General features: G+C 72.5%; 26 protein-coding genes. 24 read left to right on the top strand and 2 right to left on the bottom strand.

What is annotated here, in order from left to right:
• The first annotated feature begins 133 nt into the window (after nt 1-133).
• From ACWD4U_RS24395 to ACWD4U_RS24370, 6 genes are all read left to right on the top strand, one after another.
• The gene (locus ACWD4U_RS24395) at nt 134-394 is read left to right on the top strand and encodes a hypothetical protein (RefSeq protein WP_363462213.1); all 261 of its coding nucleotides are present in this window, start codon (nt 134-136) and stop codon (nt 392-394) included.
• Between the two features lie 214 nt (nt 395-608).
• Complete coding sequence (locus ACWD4U_RS24390) at nt 609-1,025, top strand: hypothetical protein (protein WP_363462215.1); 417 nt, start codon at nt 609-611, stop codon at nt 1,023-1,025.
• A 226-nt stretch (nt 1,026-1,251) separates the two neighbouring features.
• Complete coding sequence (locus ACWD4U_RS24385) at nt 1,252-1,776, top strand: hypothetical protein (RefSeq protein WP_363461851.1); 525 nt, start codon at nt 1,252-1,254, stop codon at nt 1,774-1,776.
• Between the two features lie 95 nt (nt 1,777-1,871).
• Entirely contained in the window at nt 1,872-3,608 is a 1,737-nt protein-coding gene (locus ACWD4U_RS24380) for a ParB/RepB/Spo0J family partition protein (RefSeq protein ID WP_363461853.1), read from the top strand.
• 70 nt (nt 3,609-3,678) lie between these two features.
• Nucleotides 3,679-3,909 carry a hypothetical protein gene (locus ACWD4U_RS24375; RefSeq protein WP_363461855.1) on the top strand — a complete coding sequence of 77 codons (231 nt, stop codon included), beginning with the start codon at nt 3,679-3,681 and terminating at the stop codon, nt 3,907-3,909.
• 511 nt (nt 3,910-4,420) lie between these two features.
• Complete coding sequence (locus tag ACWD4U_RS24370; RefSeq protein ID WP_363461857.1) at nt 4,421-4,768, top strand: hypothetical protein; 348 nt, start codon at nt 4,421-4,423, stop codon at nt 4,766-4,768.
• A gap of 21 nt (nt 4,769-4,789) precedes the next feature.
• On the opposite strand, the gene istB is transcribed toward ACWD4U_RS24370, so the two are convergent.
• Both istB and istA read right to left on the bottom strand, forming a co-directional pair.
• Nucleotides 4,790-5,560: an IS21-like element helper ATPase IstB gene (gene istB / locus ACWD4U_RS24365; protein ID WP_363461859.1), complete on the bottom strand. Its 771-nt coding sequence runs from the start codon at nt 5,558-5,560 to the stop codon at nt 4,790-4,792.
• Nucleotides 5,557-6,909: an IS21 family transposase gene (gene istA / locus ACWD4U_RS24360; protein WP_449787294.1), complete on the bottom strand. Its 1,353-nt coding sequence runs from the start codon at nt 6,907-6,909 to the stop codon at nt 5,557-5,559. Before istA ends, istB begins: the two co-directional genes overlap by 4 nt.
• 434 nt (nt 6,910-7,343) lie before the next feature.
• On the opposite strand from istA, the gene ACWD4U_RS24355 reads away from it, so the two are divergent.
• The 18 genes from ACWD4U_RS24355 to ACWD4U_RS24270 all read left to right on the top strand — a co-directional run bounded on the left by ACWD4U_RS24355 (nt 7,344) and on the right by ACWD4U_RS24270 (nt 19,051).
• Nucleotides 7,344-7,529 carry a hypothetical protein gene (locus tag ACWD4U_RS24355; protein ID WP_363461863.1) on the top strand — a complete coding sequence of 62 codons (186 nt, stop codon included), beginning with the start codon at nt 7,344-7,346 and terminating at the stop codon, nt 7,527-7,529.
• An 82-nt stretch (nt 7,530-7,611) separates the two neighbouring features.
• Entirely contained in the window at nt 7,612-8,442 is an 831-nt protein-coding gene (locus tag ACWD4U_RS24350) for a hypothetical protein (protein WP_363461865.1), read from the top strand.
• A gap of 79 nt (nt 8,443-8,521) precedes the next feature.
• Entirely contained in the window at nt 8,522-8,746 is a 225-nt protein-coding gene (locus ACWD4U_RS24345; protein ID WP_363461867.1) for a hypothetical protein, read from the top strand.
• 80 nt (nt 8,747-8,826) lie between these two features.
• On the top strand, nt 8,827-9,321 hold the full coding sequence (locus ACWD4U_RS24340) for a hypothetical protein (protein ID WP_363461869.1): 495 nt from the start codon (nt 8,827-8,829) through the stop codon (nt 9,319-9,321).
• A 124-nt stretch (nt 9,322-9,445) separates the two neighbouring features.
• Nucleotides 9,446-10,126 carry a hypothetical protein gene (locus ACWD4U_RS24335; protein WP_363461871.1) on the top strand — a complete coding sequence of 227 codons (681 nt, stop codon included), beginning with the start codon at nt 9,446-9,448 and terminating at the stop codon, nt 10,124-10,126.
• 97 nt (nt 10,127-10,223) lie between these two features.
• Nucleotides 10,224-10,667: a hypothetical protein gene (locus ACWD4U_RS24330; protein ID WP_363461873.1), complete on the top strand. Its 444-nt coding sequence runs from the start codon at nt 10,224-10,226 to the stop codon at nt 10,665-10,667.
• A gap of 194 nt (nt 10,668-10,861) precedes the next feature.
• Nucleotides 10,862-11,014, top strand: coding sequence for a hypothetical protein (locus tag ACWD4U_RS24325; protein ID WP_363461875.1), 153 nt, complete (start codon nt 10,862-10,864; stop codon nt 11,012-11,014).
• Between the two features lie 93 nt (nt 11,015-11,107).
• A complete protein-coding gene (locus ACWD4U_RS24320; RefSeq protein WP_363461877.1) occupies nt 11,108-11,569 on the top strand; it encodes a hypothetical protein in 462 nt (153 codons plus the stop codon).
• A gap of 45 nt (nt 11,570-11,614) precedes the next feature.
• Complete coding sequence (locus tag ACWD4U_RS24315) at nt 11,615-11,866, top strand: hypothetical protein (RefSeq protein WP_363461879.1); 252 nt, start codon at nt 11,615-11,617, stop codon at nt 11,864-11,866.
• A 107-nt stretch (nt 11,867-11,973) separates the two neighbouring features.
• A complete protein-coding gene (locus ACWD4U_RS24310; protein ID WP_363461881.1) occupies nt 11,974-12,291 on the top strand; it encodes a hypothetical protein in 318 nt (105 codons plus the stop codon).
• 95 nt (nt 12,292-12,386) lie between these two features.
• Complete coding sequence (locus ACWD4U_RS24305) at nt 12,387-13,775, top strand: hypothetical protein (RefSeq protein ID WP_363461883.1); 1,389 nt, start codon at nt 12,387-12,389, stop codon at nt 13,773-13,775.
• A 73-nt stretch (nt 13,776-13,848) separates the two neighbouring features.
• Nucleotides 13,849-14,049 (top strand): hypothetical protein, encoded by a 201-nt coding sequence (locus ACWD4U_RS24300; RefSeq protein WP_363461885.1) that lies wholly within the window; start codon nt 13,849-13,851, stop codon nt 14,047-14,049.
• Between the two features lie 78 nt (nt 14,050-14,127).
• Nucleotides 14,128-14,400, top strand: a complete 273-nt coding sequence (locus ACWD4U_RS24295; protein ID WP_363461887.1) for a hypothetical protein — start codon at nt 14,128-14,130, stop codon at nt 14,398-14,400.
• A gap of 82 nt (nt 14,401-14,482) precedes the next feature.
• On the top strand, nt 14,483-15,085 hold the full coding sequence (locus tag ACWD4U_RS24290; protein WP_363461889.1) for a hypothetical protein: 603 nt from the start codon (nt 14,483-14,485) through the stop codon (nt 15,083-15,085).
• Nucleotides 15,086-15,175: 90 nt separating this feature from the next.
• Nucleotides 15,176-16,111, top strand: a complete 936-nt coding sequence (locus ACWD4U_RS24285; protein WP_363461891.1) for a hypothetical protein — start codon at nt 15,176-15,178, stop codon at nt 16,109-16,111.
• 305 nt (nt 16,112-16,416) lie between these two features.
• Complete coding sequence (locus tag ACWD4U_RS24280) at nt 16,417-16,983, top strand: hypothetical protein (RefSeq protein WP_363461893.1); 567 nt, start codon at nt 16,417-16,419, stop codon at nt 16,981-16,983.
• Nucleotides 16,984-17,184: 201 nt separating this feature from the next.
• Complete coding sequence (locus tag ACWD4U_RS24275) at nt 17,185-17,463, top strand: hypothetical protein (protein ID WP_363456344.1); 279 nt, start codon at nt 17,185-17,187, stop codon at nt 17,461-17,463.
• A 160-nt stretch (nt 17,464-17,623) separates the two neighbouring features.
• Nucleotides 17,624-19,051, top strand: coding sequence for a phosphoadenosine phosphosulfate reductase family protein (locus tag ACWD4U_RS24270; RefSeq protein ID WP_363456347.1), 1,428 nt, complete (start codon nt 17,624-17,626; stop codon nt 19,049-19,051).
• The last annotated feature ends 2 nt before the right edge of the window (nt 19,052-19,053 follow it).

Raw genomic sequence — 19,053 nt, 5'->3', positions numbered from 1 at the left:
CTCCGCCTCCCCCTGCGATCAACACGCGCTGGTTCTGTTTCGCGCACAGATCGCCGGCGATGGTGATCCGCGGGTGCTGATCCGCGGGCGGGCAGACCCGCTGCTCCCCGTTCACGTCACCGCAGGAGACACCGTGGCCGCCAAGATCAGGACCGAACACACCTGCGCCAACTGCGCGCAGCCCGTCACCTTCGACACCAAGCACTACCCGTACTGGCAGCACGCGGCGCAGGCCGCCCCCGAGGCGGACGCAGGGAGCCGGTGCGCGAGCGCGGACCCGCAGCGGTTCTGCGAGCTGTGCGGCGAGCCGGCGACCAACTGGCAGGACGCATGGGCGGACTACTCGGGTTGCCGCCCGTGCGGCAACTACGACCGCTACTCGCTGGGGGACTGAGTGCGGGCGGGATAGCCGGCCCCGCCAGCAACAGCCAGGCCGCCGACCCGACGACTGACGGACGCGGGCGCGGCGGCCGGGCCGATTCCCGCTCGACACCGTGCCATAAGCCTGATAGAGTTCTCTTGTTGGAAGGCGGTGGGGCGGATCCCTCGTCGGGCCGGCGCCCCCTTCGAACCAAGGACTCCGCATGAACCGCGAGAGAGGTACGTCCATGAACACCACCACCGAGCTCCCCGCGTCCAGCGTCCCGGCCGCCTGCACCGATGGTCACCTCTTCAGCCCGACCGCCGATCTCGTCGCGGCCGGACTCGACTTCCGGCCGGGCGACCAGTTCGAGCCGATGACACCGGCCCCGCTCAGCGGAATTCGCGAGAAGGCCGAGTGGTGGCGCACCGTCGCCAACCTCAGCGCCCCCGACTTCCTCGGCCTGACGCCCGGAAGCACGATCACGGTGCACCACGGCGGCGGAGTGAGCACCGGTGAGGTGATCTCAACTTCCCGGGCCGGTGCCCGCGTACAGGTGGCGCTGCCCGAGGATGCGGAGGGACTCCAGCTTGAGCTGACCGTGACCCGCCGGAGCCCGTCCGGCTCCTGGTACGGCCCGTACGGCCCCACCCCACAAGCCTGATTGCCCGCCCCGCGCTGCGCCCGCCACCGAGCGGGCGCAGCGCGGGGCGCTGGTGAGGCCGTACGAGGTGGCCGAGCCGTGCGCCGATCGGCAGGCCAGCGAACGGCGCGGAGTGGGGTAAGCCCACTTCCCAGCATGGCCAACGCATGATATAGTTCTCTTGTTGGGACGGGGCGGGCGCTCCGGCCCGGCACCCCTTCGGACCAGCCCCACAGGAAGGCACACGATGCGCACGATCGCCGTCCACCCGGAAGCCGCCGCCGCTCTCGCCCCGCTCGCGTTCGGGGAGTTCACCGCCACCGTCTGGGAGGACGGCGGGTACCTGGCCGGATGGCAGTACACCGTGCCCGGCTGCGCCTGCCTGGTGACCCTCTGGCCGGAGAACATGTTCAACGAGCCCAGCGCCCCGGCCGAGTTCACCCCGGTCGGCCCGTGGTCGTACGTCGGCCGGTTCGACGTCGCCACCGCGGAGGGGCGCCGCAACCCGGGCGACTGGACCAACCCCGCCAACCGGGACGGCCACCCGACCCCGCACCACGCTCTGTCCGAGGGTCTGGACGAGCACCGCGCGGTGTGCGTCGAGTTCCGCCAGGCCATCACCCGGTGCCTGGAGTGCGGCGACGCCAAGCAGGAGCACGGCCGCCCGGGCAGCTTCCTGGGCTGCGAGGACTTCCGCCCCGGCAAGGAGCCGGGCCGCCGCGACTGGGAGATCCGGCGCGAGGAGCGCGGACTGTGGGTCCCCCGCGACTGAACCACCCCGCCGGGGCGGCGGAAGGCACCGCCGCCCCGGCCCGCAGCGCCAACGCTGCGCCCTTCGAACCAGCACCCCTCAAGGAAGGACCACACATGGCCAGGACCAAGGTCGCCGAGCCGATCGCCGAGCCGACCCAGACCAGCGGTATCGAGTACTTCGAGTTCCTCTCGTCCCAACTGGTCGTCGACCCGTTCAACCACCGCCAGGGCAAGGTGGCACCCCCGTCCCCGCGCCTGAAGGCCAGCGTCGCCGAGGTCGGCGTCAAGGAGGCCGTGGGCGTCCGCAGGCAGGCCGACGGCACGTGGGGCGTCTTCAAGGGCCGCCGGCGTCTGCTCGCCGCCCAGGAGGCCGCCGAGAAGGCCAAGGCCAAGGGGATCGACCCCAAGACCCTCCCGAAGGTCCCCGCGCTGGTCCACCACGACCTGACCGACGCGGACGACGAGACCCTGCTGCTCTCCCTGCTGGAGAACCAGTTCCGCGAGAACGCCACCAAGGCCGACGAGCTGCAGGTGGCCGAGCAGCTGGCCCTCATGGACGTGCCCGAGGCTCGCCGCCGCCGCCACGCCAAGGTGCTGGGCGTCTCGGCAGCCCAGCTCAAGGCCGCCAAGGGCGCGGCGCAGCTCAGCGAGGCCGACCGGGTCAACGCGCTGCACGCTGACTTCGACTGGGTCGAGATGGACCAGTGGCAGCAGGTCGGCGGCGGGTGGGGGGACTTCCAGAAGCTCAAGGACGCCAAGAAGCGGGATCTCGCGTCGGGCAAGGCCGGGAACGGCGAGTGGCGGCAGACGCTCCAGGCGATCAAGGACAGGCAGGCCGAGGAGGCGAAGCGGCAGGCCGTCGCGGACGAGCTGAGCGCGGCCGGGGTGCGGGTGATCGACTTCCCGTGGCGGTGGCTGGGCCACACCGCCCAGCCGCTCGCCCACCTCCTCACCGCGCTGGGCAAGCCCCTGACGACGGAGGTGCACTCCCAGGTCTGCCCGAGCCACGGCGCGACCATCGACCCCGACACGCTGGCGGTGGTCTACGTGTGCACCAACTGGCACGCCGAGGGCCACCAGCCCACCGAGGAGTACGCCAAGGAGCTGGAGGAGGCGGGAAAGACCCCGGTCGACCCCGAGGCCGAGAAGGCGAAGGCGAAGGCGAAGCGCGAGGGCACCGCCGCGTGGCGCTCGGCCCGGACCGTCCGGCAGGAGGTGCTGCGCGCCGCGATCGCGGGCAAGAACCTGCCGGAGGCCGCCGACGCGCTGACCGAGCGAACGGTCATGGGCCACGCGAAGTGGTGGTTCAAGTCGGTGGCGTCCGGCCGGACCGAGGTGGCCGCCTTCCTGCTGGGCGTGCCGGACCCGAACGAGGGGCGCAGCCAGTGGGAGCGGGCGGAGGACCCGTTCGCGGAGTTGATCGCCGCCGGTCCGAAGACGCGCCGCAGGCACCGCATGTTCGCCCGGGTGGTCGCCGCGATCGAGTACTACGTCATGGGCGACAAGGAGTGGTTGGAGCCGACCGAGGAGATGGTCACCTACCTGCGGTTCCTGGAGGAGACGTTCGACTACCCCCTGGCCGAGTGCGAGCGCCAGGCCATTGCCGCATACGAGGCCAAGACGAAGCAGGACGACAAGGCCGACGGTGGCGAGTCGGCCGACACCGACGACCAGGGCGACGACGACGGATCAGCAGGGGAGAGCAGCCCCGCGCCGGAGGCGCAGCCCGAGGCCGCGCCCGAGCCGCAGGCGCAGCCCGCCCAGGAGGGCGCGGCGGGTGAGGTGATCGGGGTCGCGGACGGGCCCGAGACGGAGCAGCAGGCGACCGGGGGCGTCCAGTCCCAGGGCTGACAGCAAGGCCGGGGGCGGGGGGTTGCAGACGCGGTTCCCCGCCCCCGGACCGACCGGAAAGGAGAGGCACGTGGAGAAGGCCGAGGAGGTAGCCGGCGACCTGTTCGCCGCCCTGCTGAGGGAGACCGCCGAGTGGGCCGACGACTCCGAGCAGAGATGGGCGGAAGGACTCTGGGAGATGCCGCCCGCCGAAGCGCTAGCGGCCATGGAGGAGTCGAACTGTCTGCCTGGCCAGCTGGCCGGTCCCGCCGCCGCCGCGCTGCGCTTCCTGGTCCCGCACGTCTACGACGTCCCGGGGTGACCGGTGCGGGCGGGCCGGGGGAAACGAACGGCGGTCCGCCCCGCCATAAGGCGGGACCCCCCATCGAGCTGACGGCAGGCTGGCGCGGACCGCCATCGGCGGCAGGTTTCGACGCTGCCGCTCCCTTCGAACCAGTTCTCACAAGGAGACTGGAACGAGGCTTCAGGATAGCGCGGTGGTCGGTCGGTCCGTGACGGGGCGGATCACGCTTGCGTGCGTGGCCATGAGCTGATATAGTTCTCTTGTTGGAGCGGGGCGGCACCCCGGGCCCACCCCCTTCGAGCCAGAACCCAGGGAGACCCGATGGAACTCACCCACCGCGACGCGGACGAGCGCGAACCGGAGTGCACCGGCTGCTACGGAACGGGTGTCTGCGTACTCGTCAAAGTGCTCAGTCGGGTACAGATGAACGTGCTCAGCTTGAGGGCGAAGTAGGTATCCGCCTGGTGCCGGAGCATGCGACGATCCTCGGATGAGGAGCCCTGATCCTTCACTTCGAAGGCGTTTGCTTGTGGAGTCGCTGACCGTGGTGGCGGCTGATCCGTCGGCTCAGCTGGCATGGGTGGAGAAGCACGGTGTCCTGCCAGACGAGGTCGCACTGGACTTCGACCATGCCTTCCGCATGGCCGCGAGCCTTGTCGAGGACGGGGAGGTCAGCCGTGAGGTGCTTCCTGACCTGCGAGCGATTGATGCGATCTTCGCTGGGATGAGTGGTCAGGAGAACTCGGATCGGTGGAGCAGAGAGGCCATGGCGGTCGATCCGGGTTGGGGCGAAGCCCGGGAGCTGGCCCGTCGGGTGCTCGTCGATCTGCTGGGTGAGTGGCGCCTGCCGATGCCGGAGATCTGCGCCGTTCGGTAGCCGGCCAAAAGCTGCCTGCGGTCAGGCTGCGTTGGTGTCGCGTTCGATGGCTGCGAGGCGGTTTTTGAGGCGGTAGCTGGGGCCGTTGATGGAGATCACGTCGCAGTGGTGGAGGAGCCGGTCGAGGATGGCGGTAGCGAGGACTTCGTCGCCGAATACCTGGCCCCATTCGCTGAAGGTCTTGTTCGAGGTCAGGATGATCGAGCCCTTCTCGTAGCGCTTGGAGATCACCTGGAAGACCAGGTTCGCCTCGGCGCGCTCCAGGGGTTCGTAGCCGACTTCGTCAACGACGAGGACGCCGGGCCGCAGGTAGGTGCGGAGCTTGCCGGCCAGTCGGCCGTTGGCCTCGGCGGTCTTCAGGTGGCGGACCATGTCGTCCAGGGTGGTGAAGTAGATCGAGAATCCGGCCCGGCAGGCTGCGACCGCGAGGGCGACGGCGATGTGCGTCTTGCCGACCCCGGGCGGGCCGAGCAGGGCGGCGTTGGCCTTGGCCTCGATGAAGGACAGAGTGGCGAGGTCCTTGACCTTGCGTGGGTCGAGTTCGGGCTGGAAGGAGAAGTCGTAGTCCTCCAGCGTTTTGTGGTGCGGCAGTTTCGACAGCCGCAGGCCCTGGCGGAAGCGCCGGTCGTCGCGGACCGCGAGTTCCTCGGCCAGGACGAGGTCGAGGAAGTCGAGGTAGCCGAGCTTGCCCTCCTCCGCGCGCTGGGCGTACTGGTTGAGGCTCTCCGCCAGGTGGGGCAGGCCGAGCTTGGCGGCGGTGGTGCGGATGCGGTTGCCGGTCAGCTTGCTCAACTTGGTTCCTTTGTATCGGAGTTGGTGGTGAAGGGGCGGGTTCCGGTCAGCTCGTCATAGACCGAAAGCGGGCGGCGCCCGACCTCGACGCGGGTGGCCGCCGCCCGTGTCAGCAGGGCCTGGAGCGATCCGGCCTGGTCACCGAGGAAGTCCTGATACCGGGGCTGGGACGGGACATCACCCGTGGTGACGCGGCGGTTGTCGCCCTTGGGGAGGCCGTCCCAGTGCTTGGGGTCCACTACGCGCGCGCCTCGTCCAACGGCCCTCGGGTGGACGGCGAGCAGGGTCTGGCCGCGGCTGTCGGGGACTGTGGTGTGCAGCACGATCTGGGATTTCGTGGCCCGGATCTCGATCAGCTGGCGGGGTCGGATCCTTCGGGCCGGCACCGAGTAGAGGTTCGCGTCGAAGGCGACCAGGCAGTCCTTGCCGACGGGCCGAAGGTGTCGTTGGGAGATCACGTACGGCCTCGGCGGCAACGGCCGCAGAGCCATGTGGTCGCGGACGGCGCGGTGCCCGATGACCTCGCCGTGGGTGCCGTGGACGCGCGCTCGCCGCAGCGGAACCCAGGCCGTGAACGCCGCGTCGAGTTCCTCGATGGAGGAGAAGGCCCGGCCGGCCAGGACGTGGTCACGGACGATGGCGACCTGCCGCTCGACCCGGCCCTTGCCTTGGGGGCGGTAGGCGGCCAACACGTCGATGTCGAAGTCGTAGTGCCCGGCGAAGGCCACCGCTTCCGGATGGAGTGGGACCGCCTCGCCCGGGGCGACGTGGCGGCGGACTACGGTCTTGGTGCGGTCGTAGACGATCGTCATCGGCACTCCGCCGAAGTGCGTGAACGCCTGGCGGTGGCAGTCGAAGAACGTTGCCAGGTCCTGGCTGGTGGTGAAGCAGCAGAACGGGTCGCGCGAGTAGGACAGCACCATGTGGAAGGAGTAGACCTTCGGGATCCCGAGGTGGGCGAGGATCCTGCCCTCATCTCCCCAGTCGACCTGGGCCTGGGCGCCGGGGACGACCTCGAACCGGCGGTGCAGTCCCGCCAGTTCGCCTGGGGCGATGCCCAACTCCTCGGCGATCCGGGGCCGCGCTTCCTGCAGGTAGAGCTTCACGCGCTGGTAGTTGCCGGTGAAGCCGTACTCGGCGACCAACCGCTCGTGGACCACCGCGCCTTTGATCAGGATCTCCGAGCGCAGCATCGCGTCGATCAGCGGCGCGACTTCGTCCACCATCCGCTTGCGGGCCTGCCCGTTCGGAGCCCGGCGCGGCGGTGCGATCGGAGCCTGCGCGGCAAGGTACTTGCGGACGGTGCGGCGGTTGAGCCCGGTCTCCTTCGAGATCTCCGACAGACTCATCACGCCGGACTCGTGCAGCCCACGGAAGCGTCGGAGTTCCAGCCAACGATGCGGATCCAAGACCACTTCAGCTGCCCTCCGTCCACGAACCGGACAGCAGCAGAGTGCCGGGCACCACCCCTCAACACCTCAGGAACTGGGCACATTCACCCGTACGTGGCTGAGCACTTTCACTCGTACGCCGACAACGGGCCGCGTCGAGATCTACCACCCCTCCACCGACGGCCTGATCGGCAGCGCGCCCTGCACCCCGGAGTTCCCGCGCGGCGCCGCCGAGGGCATGGCCCTCGCCCGCGCCGCGCGGGAACTCGCCGACGCCGAGTGGGCCGCGAAGGTGGCAGCTGGGACCGAACCGCCGTTCTGACCAACCCCGCGGCCGGGGCACACCACCCCGGCCGCGCACACCTCCACCCGACCGCACCCAGGAAGATCCGATGAACGATCCGGCAGCGACGACACCCACCGAGCCCACCGCCGAGAACGGCCGGCCCGACTGGACGGCCCTCCCCGCGCACGCTTTCACCGCTGCGCCGCGCGCCACGCAGGTCTCCCTGTTCGCCATCGGGGACGACCCGTTCGGCACCCCGTCGCTACTCGACGACGCACAGCCGCTGTTCTGACTGCACGCCCTGACCCACGGCCCGGCCGCCCCGACGGCCGGGCCGTGGGGGGCACCCACCTCGAACCGAAGAAGGGACCGACATGGAGATTGCACACCGCTGGGAGGCGCTCGCCGAGGAGTTCGCCGCGCTCGGCCAGCAGATCGCCGACGCCCTGAACGCCCTCGACCCCGAGCGGCGCGGCTGGACCCACCGCCGGGAGAACAACGCCTACGGCTCGGTCGGACTCGAGCACCCGGAAGGCTGGAAACTGCACATCTGGCGGGAGAAGGCGCACTGCAAGGGCGCAGCCGGCCAGCGGCTGACGATCCAGGGCATCGTGCCGAGCGAGTACCGGGGACGGGCGAAGCACCGGATCACGGTCGCGGGTGACCGCGCACCCCAGGACATCGCGCGCGACATCGCGCGGCGCCTGCTCCCGGACTACCGGGACACGGCGGCCCAGGCTTTCGAGCACCGCGACCAGGAGCAGGCCGCCACCCGGGGCCGAGTGGCGGCGTTCGCCCGGCTGCGCACGGTCCTGCCCGCGCTGAGCACCGGAGCGAGCAGTGTCGAGAGCGGGTATGGGCTGTTCTACCGGGGGTACGCCCGGGTGGCCGACGGTCGCGGGGGCACCCGAAGGAGCGAGCACGGCGCCCTCGCCTCCGGGACGGTGCGGCTGTCGTTCGACGGGTCGACCGGTTCCATCAAGGCGGACGAGGTGCCGTTGGAGTTGCTGGTGGAGTTCCTGGCGCGGCTCAACGCTGACCGCCGGGCGCTGACCGGGACGGTCATGCCGCGCGAGCTGGCCACTGCTCTGCGTGAGCTGGGCTGGCAGCCGCGCGTCGTCCCGGGCGAGGTAGTCACCGGGGAGCCGTCGGACAGCGTGGAGCAGCGGCGGGCACTGCCCGGCCCCGGGGTCGAAGGGGACTGATCACGCTTGCCAGCGTGGCTATGAACTGATATAGTTCTCTTGTTGGCAACAGCGGAGCACCTTCCACCGGAGGAACCACATGGACGTCAAGCGCGGGTACGCCTGGGGGATCGGCGGCGAGAGGTACCTGATCATCCCCGGCGAGGCATGGGAGCGGCCCCCGCTGGCCGGCGATCCGCAGGACGCCGTCCGGCCGGACCACTCGCGGGTGGACACCCTCGCGCTGGTGGAACGGCAGTGGCACGGGGGTGTGAGCGGCGACGGCTACGTGCACCGCATCGTCGAGGTCGTTCCGACCACCTGACCACCCGCACTCCGCGGGGGGCGGCGGCAGGCACCGCCGCCCCCCGGTCCCTTCGAACCACACACCGACCTGGAGCCCCGATGCAGCTCTCCCTCCTTCTCACCAGCCCCGGACGTCCGACGGTCCGGATCGGCCCCTTCGACAACAAGGTCGCCGCCGATCAGTTCCGCTGCGGCCTGGGCGGCCAGCTCCACGCCACGCCCCACCCGGAGGGCCTGACCATGGCCCTCGCCCTGTTCGACCCCCTTGAGCCGCACCTGGCCGCCTCCCTGCCCCAAGAGGCCCGGGAACTGGTGATGCTGCTGCTGGACCACCCCGCGGAGACCTTCCCCCAGCTCTACACCCGGCTGAGGGCCGAACACGGGCCCGACGACGCGGACGACATCTGGGAAGAGGTGCAGGCGATGGCCGCCGACTTCTGCAAGGCCCGCCCCGACGGCGCTCCCGGCCCCTGGTGCGCGCTGCCCGTCAACCACCCGTCGGTCGTGCACGTGGACCGCCACGGATACGGCTGGGGGAACGGCTCCGAGCACCCGCGCACGCCCGTGGTGCTCCTGGCCGACCGGCTCACCTGACAGGCCGTGCCCGCACCGGGCACGGCCCGCACCAACACCTGACCGAACACCTGCCCGTGGCGGCGGCTGGCCCCGCCGCCCCGGGCCCCCTTCGAACCGGATACCGAACCGAGGAGACACCACCGTGCGCACCCACCAGCCCACCGCCGCCGCCCAGGCCCGCAAGATGGTCACCGCCGCCCTGCTGAAGGCCGGGCTGCGCCCGACCTCCCTCCACCAGGAGGAGCCCTGGCGGGGCCGCACCACCGGGTTCCTGGTGCGCGGCGACGAGACGGCCGTGACCGTCAGCCGGCACCCCCTGCCGCTGGACCGCCAGGCCCGCGAGACCTACCACCGCGCGGTCTACGCCGGTTCGGTGGCCACCGACAGCGCATGGCGGTACGAGGACGGCCCCGAGGGCTCCCTGGTGGTGCGCCCCGGCGTCTGGGGGTGGGGCGGGCCGATGACCACGCTCGGCCCGCTGACCGCCCTGGCCGACGAGGAGCTGGAGACGGCGCTCACCGGCGAGGCGTTCGAGATCTGGGCGGACACCGCGCACGGGCGCACCGTCGTCCCGGTGGGCAACTCCCGCACGACGACACTGGCCATGCTCCGGCGTGACCTGGAGAACGGGCGCACGGTGGCCGCCGACGCCCAGGGCGTGATCACGGTCGACGCCCACGGCTTCCGGGGCGACCCGTACCGCGTGTACGTCAACGCCGTCCCCGCCGCGTGGGTCGGCGGCCTGTGCGCGGAATGCGGCTGCACCCGGCGCGAGCACGGCGACCTCTACAAGCCGTTTTGCTGCGACGAGTTCCGGCGCTGACCTGGCAATGGGCGGCGGGCACCCGGCCCGCCGCCCCACCCCGCCGCCGAGGCCGCGGCGAGAGCGAGCACCCACCACCGGAAGGGACCGGACAGCCGTGACCGAAGCGGACCTAACTGCCGAACAGAAGACCCTGGCGCAGCAGCGGGCCCGGCTCCCGCGCTCGCTCCGTCAGCTGCGCGGTTTCGTGGACCGGTTGGCCGGCCTGCCGGAGCGCAGCGCGTACGACGCCTATCTGCTTGAGTGCCTGCGCGCGGTCCTGCTGGAGCAGGAGGTGGATTCCGCCGTGTCGGGGCGCTCGCTCCACCCCGGGCTGCGCGTCGAGGGCAACGCCTGGCCGGGAGCGGACGCCGCGACCCGGTTCAGCGTGGCGCTGACCGGGGGCCGGGGGCGCCTGCTGAAGCGAGGGTTCCCGACAGCGCACGCGGCCCGCTGCGCCGCGGTCCGCCTGGCCGACGCCGCCGACTGGCGTCTGCCGACGGCGGAGTTCGGGGCTCAGCACCACGCCGCCGTGCTGGCCGAGGAGGCCGGGCCGGAGTGACGGCCCACCGTGCGACCGGGGGCCCGGTCGCACGGCGTCCGGTTGGGCCGGTCGGGTGAATGGCGAAAGAGGCGCGGAATTCCAGCCCAATCATGCTCGCACTCTGATATAGTTCTCTTGTTGGCAAGCGGTGGGGGTGGCACCCCACCGCCGAGCCGACACCCCTTCGAACCACCAGCGCCAGGAGGCATCCCATGCAGCACCGCGACGACAACGAGCGCGCCATCCCGACGATCCCCGGCCCCCGGCGCAGCCGCGAGAACTCCCGCTCCGGCAGCGCGGCGAAGCCGCCGGCCACGCCGGGGCACATCCCGGGCCAGCGCGGCCGGGACAAGCGCGAGAGCTGATCGGCGAGCACCTTCGGGGCGGCGGCCGACACCGCCGCCCCGACCCCGCCCTTGCACCACCCCCCCAGCCCACCAGAGACAGGAACAGCAGCCATGCCTACGACCACCCCGCTCCCGAGCCAGCAGACGACCGAACTCCTGCGGATCGCACTGGACGCCGCACCGCTCATCGCTGCCGCCACGGCGCAGCTGCCGACCCGGCGCGGAACCATGGTCGCGTTCGCCTTCGACAACGACGGCGTACAGGCCGCGTTCGCACAGGAGCTGACCACCTCGGAGTGGGGCGCGGCCCTGACGATCATCGGCAGGGAGTTCGAAGCCGCGGGCTGGGGCTCCAGCTACAGCGGCCGGTCGGCCCACCTGATCCACCCGCTGCACCTGACCAGGCACGGCGGTCCCGGGCGCGGTCCGTCCACCCTCACGTCCGCGCTGGCCGCCGACGGAGGCGACGCGGTGGGCCACGCGCTGGACGCGGCGGGCCACGACCGCCAGGCCGCCGCGTGGCGCGCGGCCGTCCACCCGGAAGCCCTCGCACCCTCCGGGCAGAACGGCTGATTCACACGGCAGCGATCGTGTCTATGTTCTGATATAGTTCTCTTGTTGCACTGGGCGGTTTGGCCGCCAGCCGCAGCACGCCGGGGTGGCGGCGGCATCGCCACCCCGGGCCACCGGCACGCCCACGTCACCCTCCTGCACCGCGTGGTGCCGACCCTCCCCGCCGACGGCGGCAGGCCGTGGAGCGTCGGCGGCCCGGCCGAGGTCACCCCGAAGGCGGACGCACCCGTGGCCGTCCGTAAGCAGCGCGAGGACCCGGGCCTGCCCTGCCCCTGCACCGCCCACACCACCCCCTGACCAGCTTCCACACCCCACTTCCGCGGGGCGTCCCGCACCAGCGCCGCCGCCCCGCCCCCGAAACCCGCCGCGCCGTCCCGCGCGGCTCACCGAACCGGAGGATCACCATGTCCGTCCCCGCCATGAACACCACCGCCACCACCGCGTGCCACAACTGCGGCCACCGCCGCTGGACGCTGCACGTCACCGTCACCACGCGCAGCCCGGCCGCCGGGGCCGTCCTGGTCGCCGTGCCCGCGCCGCCCGCCCTGGAGCTCCTGGTCACCTGCGGCACCTGCGCCGGGTGGCTCGACGAGAAGGACCCCGTCCACGCCGCTCTCTACGCGCTGCTGGCCGACCGCTTCGCCCCGCAGGAGCCCGTCCGGCCCGGACGTCTGCACCACCTGCGCCGCCTGCTGCGCCGCCGCGCCGGGGCCCGGGCGTGAGCGGCGACCGCACCGGGCGCGGCCGTCGCGTTGGAGGGCTGGGGAGGCCGCCCGCGACCCGGAGCAGCGCGGCGGCCCACAGCACCTTCGCCGCCTTGCTGACCCGCTCCGGCATCCCCGCCCGCGCCGTCCACCTGGGCGACGACTGGTCCGTCGGCGTCCAGCTGACCATCGACGGCCAGCCGCGCGACCTGTACCTGCGGCTGGACGCCCGCGGCGGCGCCCTGTGGCAGATCGAGGGCCCGGGCGGCTTGTGCGCCTGCGGGAGCTGGCCGCCCGTGCGCACCGGCCGGGCCACGGCCGCGCAGAGGAACCTGGCGCGGCTGCGCCGGGCGATCGAGCGGCGCAGCGCGGCCGTCGGCCACCCCGAACCCCTTCCCGGACCGGCCGCTCCCGGCCGGTCCGGCCGCCACCAGCGAGAGGACGGAACCACCATGACCCGAACCACCGCATCCGGCCCGGGCGCAGCGATCCCCGAGGCGCATCCCGTGCTGCTGACCGCCCGAGGTGTCCTCCACCAGGCGGGCCTGCGTCCCGAACTTGAGGTGGGGCCGGTCGTCGCCCAGCTCGTGATCCCGGGCGCGCACGAGTCGCTGGTCCGGGTCGACGTCGTGACCGACCCGGAGGACGAGGGCAGGGAGTCCGGCGCGCTGCGGGCCACGCTGGTGAACGCGCTGGGGGAGCAGCGGGTCCTGTACGACTCCCGGACGATCCCGATGCCGGTCGGTTTCTGCCGGACGGACGGCCCGAGCAACACCTACCTCCTGACCAAGGTGGTGTTGACCGCACTGGTCCGGGAGGCGCTGGAGGACATCGCGGTGGCCGAAGGGGTCGAGGACTTCACCGTCACGGCGCACCCGCCCGCCGGCCACCGGCTGCACCACGACATCGCCCTGCCCGCCGACTGCGACCAGTTCGCGGTGCGCTCGGCGCTGGCCGCGCTGCGCTTGGCCGGCTGGCGCGTGCACCAGGTCACGGCCGACGCCGACGGGCGGCCGGTGCTGCGCTTCGGTGACCCCGTCGGCCCGGGTGCGCCGTTCAGCAACCTGGGCAAGGTCGATCAGGCGCTGTGGGCGGCCGGGTTCGAGCGGGTGCGGTACGGCAGCCAGGTGGGCGGATACGAGCTCGGCTACCACGGGGACCACGGCGTTTACGTCGGTACGCACGGGTTCGGCAAGGGGGAGCCGGAGCGCGAGGAGCTGATCGAGGCACTGGCCGAGGCGCTGGTGGACACGGGCGACTGGCGGGTGGAGCGGGCGGAGTACGGTGCCCTGCTGGTGACGGCGGTCCCGACGGCGGAGGGAGAGATCCGAACCTACGCGGTGCAGGTGAACCTGGACTTCCCCGCCCGGTCGCCGGAGGAGGCCGCCCGGCTGGCCTACGAGCACCTGGCGGTGCACGGGGCAGGCGAGGTCGATGTGTTCGAGGTGGACGACGTGGACAGGAGGTGGTCCATCACGGTTGCAGACGTGGACGTGAGTTGATATAGTTGTCTTGTTGGTGAGGCCGGGAGGCCGATCCACTCCCTTCGAACCGCTCCGATTCCCAGGAGGAACCGTGGACAGCAAGACGACCCCCAACCCCGAGCTCAAGACCTACGGCGTGCAGTGGACCCACGACTTCACCGCGACGTCCCCGGAGGACGCGGCCGAGCAGGCGGCGCGGTGGGTGGCGCAGGGCGGTCTCGGTGAGGTCCAGGTCACCGAGACCGGCAACGAGGGCAACCAGGTCTGGGTGCCGGTCCCGAACCTGGACTGACCCACAGTCAGGACCCGGGGCGCGGCCCGCAAGGCCGCGCCCCATCCCTTCGGACCACCACCTCACCCAGGAGAGACCGTGTCCCACACCCAGACCCCGCCGACCGAGGACGAGCAGCTGGCCGCGTACCCGGCCGCCATCCAGCAGGCCATCCGATCCGAGGCCCACACCTGGTTCTACGGCGACATCGAGCACGCCATGCGGATGTACGACTCGCACGTCGAGTGGTCCCGCAAGCTCACCGCGGAGCAGCGCCGCCACCACTACTGGGGCGCTTGGTACGCAAACCAGCTGCTCAAGGCAACGGCGATCAGCGAGGTCCAGTCGGAGATGGGCGACCCGACCGACTGACCGCACCGGGCGGCCCGCACCGGCGGGCCGCCCGCCCAGCACTGCTGACCACCACAGAGCCACCTCGACCTAGGAGTCTTCCGTGAGCACCACCACGACCACCCTGGCCTACCGCATCGGCGACCCGGACGCCGAGTGCCGCTACCCCGTGATCATCGGCACCGAGAACCCCCTGGTGATCGGCTGGGCCTACCGGTGGCACCGCAACTGGCTGGTCGCCGCCGTCTGGGCCGACGGCAGCGAGACCGAGCGCAACCTGCACCGCCCCGCCAAGGGCGACAAGGGCGTGGACATGGCCGCCGCCTTCCTCGCCGGACAGTACGCCGCCGGAGCCATCACCGCGATCCCCCTGACCGAGGCCCTGGCCCAGGCGCCCCTGCCCATCGGCCCGGTGCCCCTGCTGCACCCGCGGATGGCGGTCAAGGAACGCAACGACCGCAACATCGGCAGCGCTCTGAAGGCGTTCGCCGGACTGGCCGAGCACCACTGGCGGGCCTACGGCGGCTTCCCCGGCTCGGACAACCCCTGGTTCGTCGGCTGCGAGCTGTGCGGCTGGACCGGGCCGAAGTACTGGAGCCACCTGCGCGGCCGGAACGGCAACCCGCCCAGCATCACCCGCCACCTGGGCACCTGCGTCGACGAGGACAAGATCCGCGAGGCGATCCCGGCCTACCGGCAGCAGTAGACACCGCGCCCAACGGCCGGGTCCGGAGCACCCTCCGGGCCCGGCCCCCGGCAGCCCGCCCCCAACCGCCCTTCCGCCCGGAGTTCCGCCATGCCGAAACCCAATGCCCTCTTCCCCGCCCTCGCCGACGCCTTGGCCCGCCACGTGACCACCGCCGCCCGCCGCACCTGGACCGACCTGCCGGACGGGTACGCGGTCGCCGCCGGCTTCGGCCCCCACGGCCCCGCCGGCGACCTCCGGGTCGCCGTGTTCGCGCCCTCGCCGCAGGGCCCCACCCGGATCTGCAACGCCCGCTTCTCCCCCGGCACGGCGCTGCCCGCCGCCACGCGGCTCCTGGCCCGGACCGTCCGCGAAGCGCCCGCCGTGCCCTGCGCCCCGAACGTCCGCCCCGCACCGGCGGACGTGGCTGCGCACCTGACGATCGGCGCGCCGGAGCAGCGCCCCGACGAGCCCGGCCTGTTCGTCGAGTACGGCCATGCGACCGCGTGGCTGTGCGACGGCCGACTGGGCGTCACGCTGGGCAGCGCGGCGACGGGCGGCAGCCTCACCCTGTCGGGGCCGTGGGACGCCATGGCCGTCGCCGCCGTGGTCGACTGCGCGCTGCTGGAGCTCACCGACGCACAGGCGCTGGCGGCGGAGCTCTCCGTCCTGCTTCCGGAACGGTGGAACCAGGTACTGCACGACCAGTGGCATCCCGCGGCGGCCGTCGTGCTGCCCCGCCACTCCCCCGGACCGGACGATCCGCTCGGCCGGGTGTTCTCCCGGGAGCTGATGATGGTGGGCAGGGGACTCCTCTCCTCCTCGCCGGACCTGGAAGCGCAACCCTTCTACTCGAACGAGGGGGCGGCGGTGGCGCTGCGCGTCTCGCGCCGTGAGGCCCGGGTGCCGGAGCTGGTGAAGTTCGCCCGGCTGGTCCCGCCGCGGGCGGGGGAGCCGCCTGTCAGCGTGCTCCACTCCGAGTACCTTCCCCCCGCCGTGCGGGCCGCCCGCCGAGCAGCGCTCGCCGCAGGGACCAAGCGCAGGTGACGCGATCACCATCAGCTCTCCACTCCCGGGCGCGAAAAGACGACCCGATCATGCCCTAGGGATGATATAGTTCTCTTGTTGATCCAGGGTGGCGGCACCACCCCGGACCAGCCCCCTTCGAAACCAGACGAGCGAGGACACGCCATGACCGACGAACCGACCACCAGCGGGGCCGCGCAGGCGCCGCGACAGCGCTTCCACAGGTGCGACGAGACCTGCCGCCCGATCCCCGGCGCCCCATCCGAGGACGGCGACGCCACCGGCGGCGGACCTTACCTCCCCGGCTCCGCGATCGAGGGAGCCTGGTGAACGCCCCCGGACTGCCGAGCCCGCGAACCGTCTTCCTCATCCTGGCCGCCGAGCACATCCCGACCGGGCGCGGGGCGCAGCAGGAGTTCGACGACGCCGGCGAACTGATCGCGCTGCGGTGGGATCTCCCGGCCTACGTGGACGGCGCAACGACCCGCCGGGCCCTGGCCGCGCTGCGCCGCGCGGGCTGGAACTTCCGCCAGGAGGCGCGCGAGGGGCACGTCGGGCGGGCGCTACGCCTGAGCGCCGCCGCTACGGCCGTCGAGTTCGCCGACACCCCGGGCGGCCAGGTGGACGCCCTGCTATGGCGTGCGGGATTCGATCGGTACCGCCCCGAAGTGCCCGTGTGGGGGTACCGGTGGGACCACCTGTTCGGCGACCCGTCCGAGGGCAGCGCCTACGTCACGGTCCACGGGCCCGGCAACGGCTCGCACGCCGACGCCCGCCACCGGCGCGAACTGACGGACGCGATGGTGCGGACCGTGGAGGCGGCCGAGGGGTGGCGGACCCTGCGGCCGGAGTGCCTGGATCACGCCTTCCACGCCCTGACGCCGGAGTACTGACCAGGGCGGCCTTCCGGCCGCGGGGGTGGGCCGCGCCACTGTGCGGCCCACCCCCGCAGCCCCCGCCGCGCGGCGCAGCGGACCGACCGGTCGACGAAGCAGGGAAAGGCGCTCGACATTCGTGGACTAACTCTGATACAGTTCTCTCATTGGAGGCCGGGCGGATCGCCCCCGACTCCGCCGAACCGAAACGAGGACGCCATGGACAACCCCGCAGAGCCTGACGCCGCCTTCGAGCCGGACGTCGACCTGGACGAACTCGGCACCACGCAACTGCACGCCGTCATGGTGGAAGCCGTGCGGACCCTGCCCGAGGACCACCCGGTCACCCAGGTGTGGCAGCGCCTGGACGACATCCTCACGGCGGGCGGCATCGAGTGCCTTCCCGACGCCTGGGACAACCTCCCCTTCTGCCAGCACGCCACCCAGGAGGAGGCCGATCGCTGCTGCCTGGCGCTGCCCGACCCGGCGGCGCACTGATGCGCGGGGCCGTCGGCGCGAACCGGCGCCGGCGGCCCCGGACGGCAACTGCGGCGGCGGTCGCGCCTGGCAGCGCGGTCTCCGCCGATCCCTTCGGACCATCCGGCGGCACCACGGCCTGTCGGGCCTGCGGTGCCGCCCGCACGGGAGGACCATCCGCATGACGAACCAACTCGCCCTGTTCGAGGCGCCGGCGCCGGTGGCGGCCGGGCGCCCGTGCCTGGGCGCGGCGCTCCCGCAGGCCAAGCGGGCGCCCCGGACCCGCCTGGCCCGGATCGGGGAGGCCCTGGAATGGGCCTCCCGGCTGATCGCCGAACACGGGCTCTCGCCGGACAGCTGCGCCGAACCGCCGCCCGCGCCCACCGGCACCGGTGCCCGCTCCCGGCTGCCGGAACACGGGGCCCTGCACCCGGTGGGGGCGATCTTCCTGGCCGCGCACGCGGCCGAGACGCCCCGGCGGCCGGTGGAGGACCCGGTGCGGGCGGGTGCTGTGGCGGACCGGGTATGGGCGCGCTGCGACGAGGCGCTGCGCTTCCTGGCCGACCGCCTTGACCCGGCGCTGGGCCGCGGGGCGGTCGAGCGGATCGCCGGGTGGGTGGCGCAGCCGGGGGTCGGGCTGCGGGAGGTGCTGGCGGAGCTGGCGCGGGCGGCGCGCAAGGCCCGGCCGCTGCCGAAGGTGCCGGTCGGGTACGTCGAGTTCAACCCGGCGCGCCACGGGCCGGAGGGGTACGACTGGATCGTGGTCGCGTCGAGCGGGGGCAAGGACTCGCAGGCGATGCTGGACGAGGTGGTGCGCAGCACCGACGCGGCCGGGGTGCCGCGCGACCGGATCGTGGTGGTGCACAACGACCTGGACGTGACCGACTCCGGGGAGAGCATCGAGTGGCCGGGCACGATGGAGCTGGCCAGGGAGCAGGCCGAGCACTACGGGCTGCGGTTCGTGACGCTGCGCCGGCCGCAGGGCGGGCTGTGGCGGCAGTTGCTCCAGCGGCGCATGTGGCCGTCGAGTTCGGCCAGGTGGTGCACAAGTGATCAGAAGTCGGCGCAGGCCCTGAAGCTGCTGACCGCGCTGGTGAAGGAGTCGCGGCGGGCGGGGGTGCGGGGCCGGCCGGTGCGCATCCTGTACTGCCTGGGGCTGCGGGCGCAGGAGTCGGCGGGCCGGGCCGGGAAGGCGCCGATCGCGGTCGACCGCTCCGCCTCCAACGGGCAGCGGACCGTGGTGCGGTGGCACCCGATCCACGACTGGAGCGAGCGGCAGGTGTGGGAGCGGATCGCCGAGACCGGGGTCCGGTACCACTGGGCCTACGACGCGGGCATGGAGCGCCTGTCCTGCTCGCTGTGCGTGCTGTCGAGCGGGAAGGACCTGGTGTGCGCGGCGCGGCTACGCCGGCCGCTGGCGGTCGAGTACGCCGGGGCGGAGGCGGAGATCGGGCACCGCTTCCAGGACAAGCGGTCGATGGCCGACGTCCTGGCGGAGGCCGACCGGCTGAACGCGGCCGAGGGCGAGCTGCACTGGGAGCGCGGGGACGCGCTACGCCGCCATGTCGGGGAGGCAGCAGCCGCCGCGTACCTAGCCCTGGCCGCGTAAAT

Source organism: Kitasatospora sp. NPDC002522, assembly GCF_053595195.1.
This window is presented reverse-complemented; position numbering and strand designations above follow the sequence as displayed.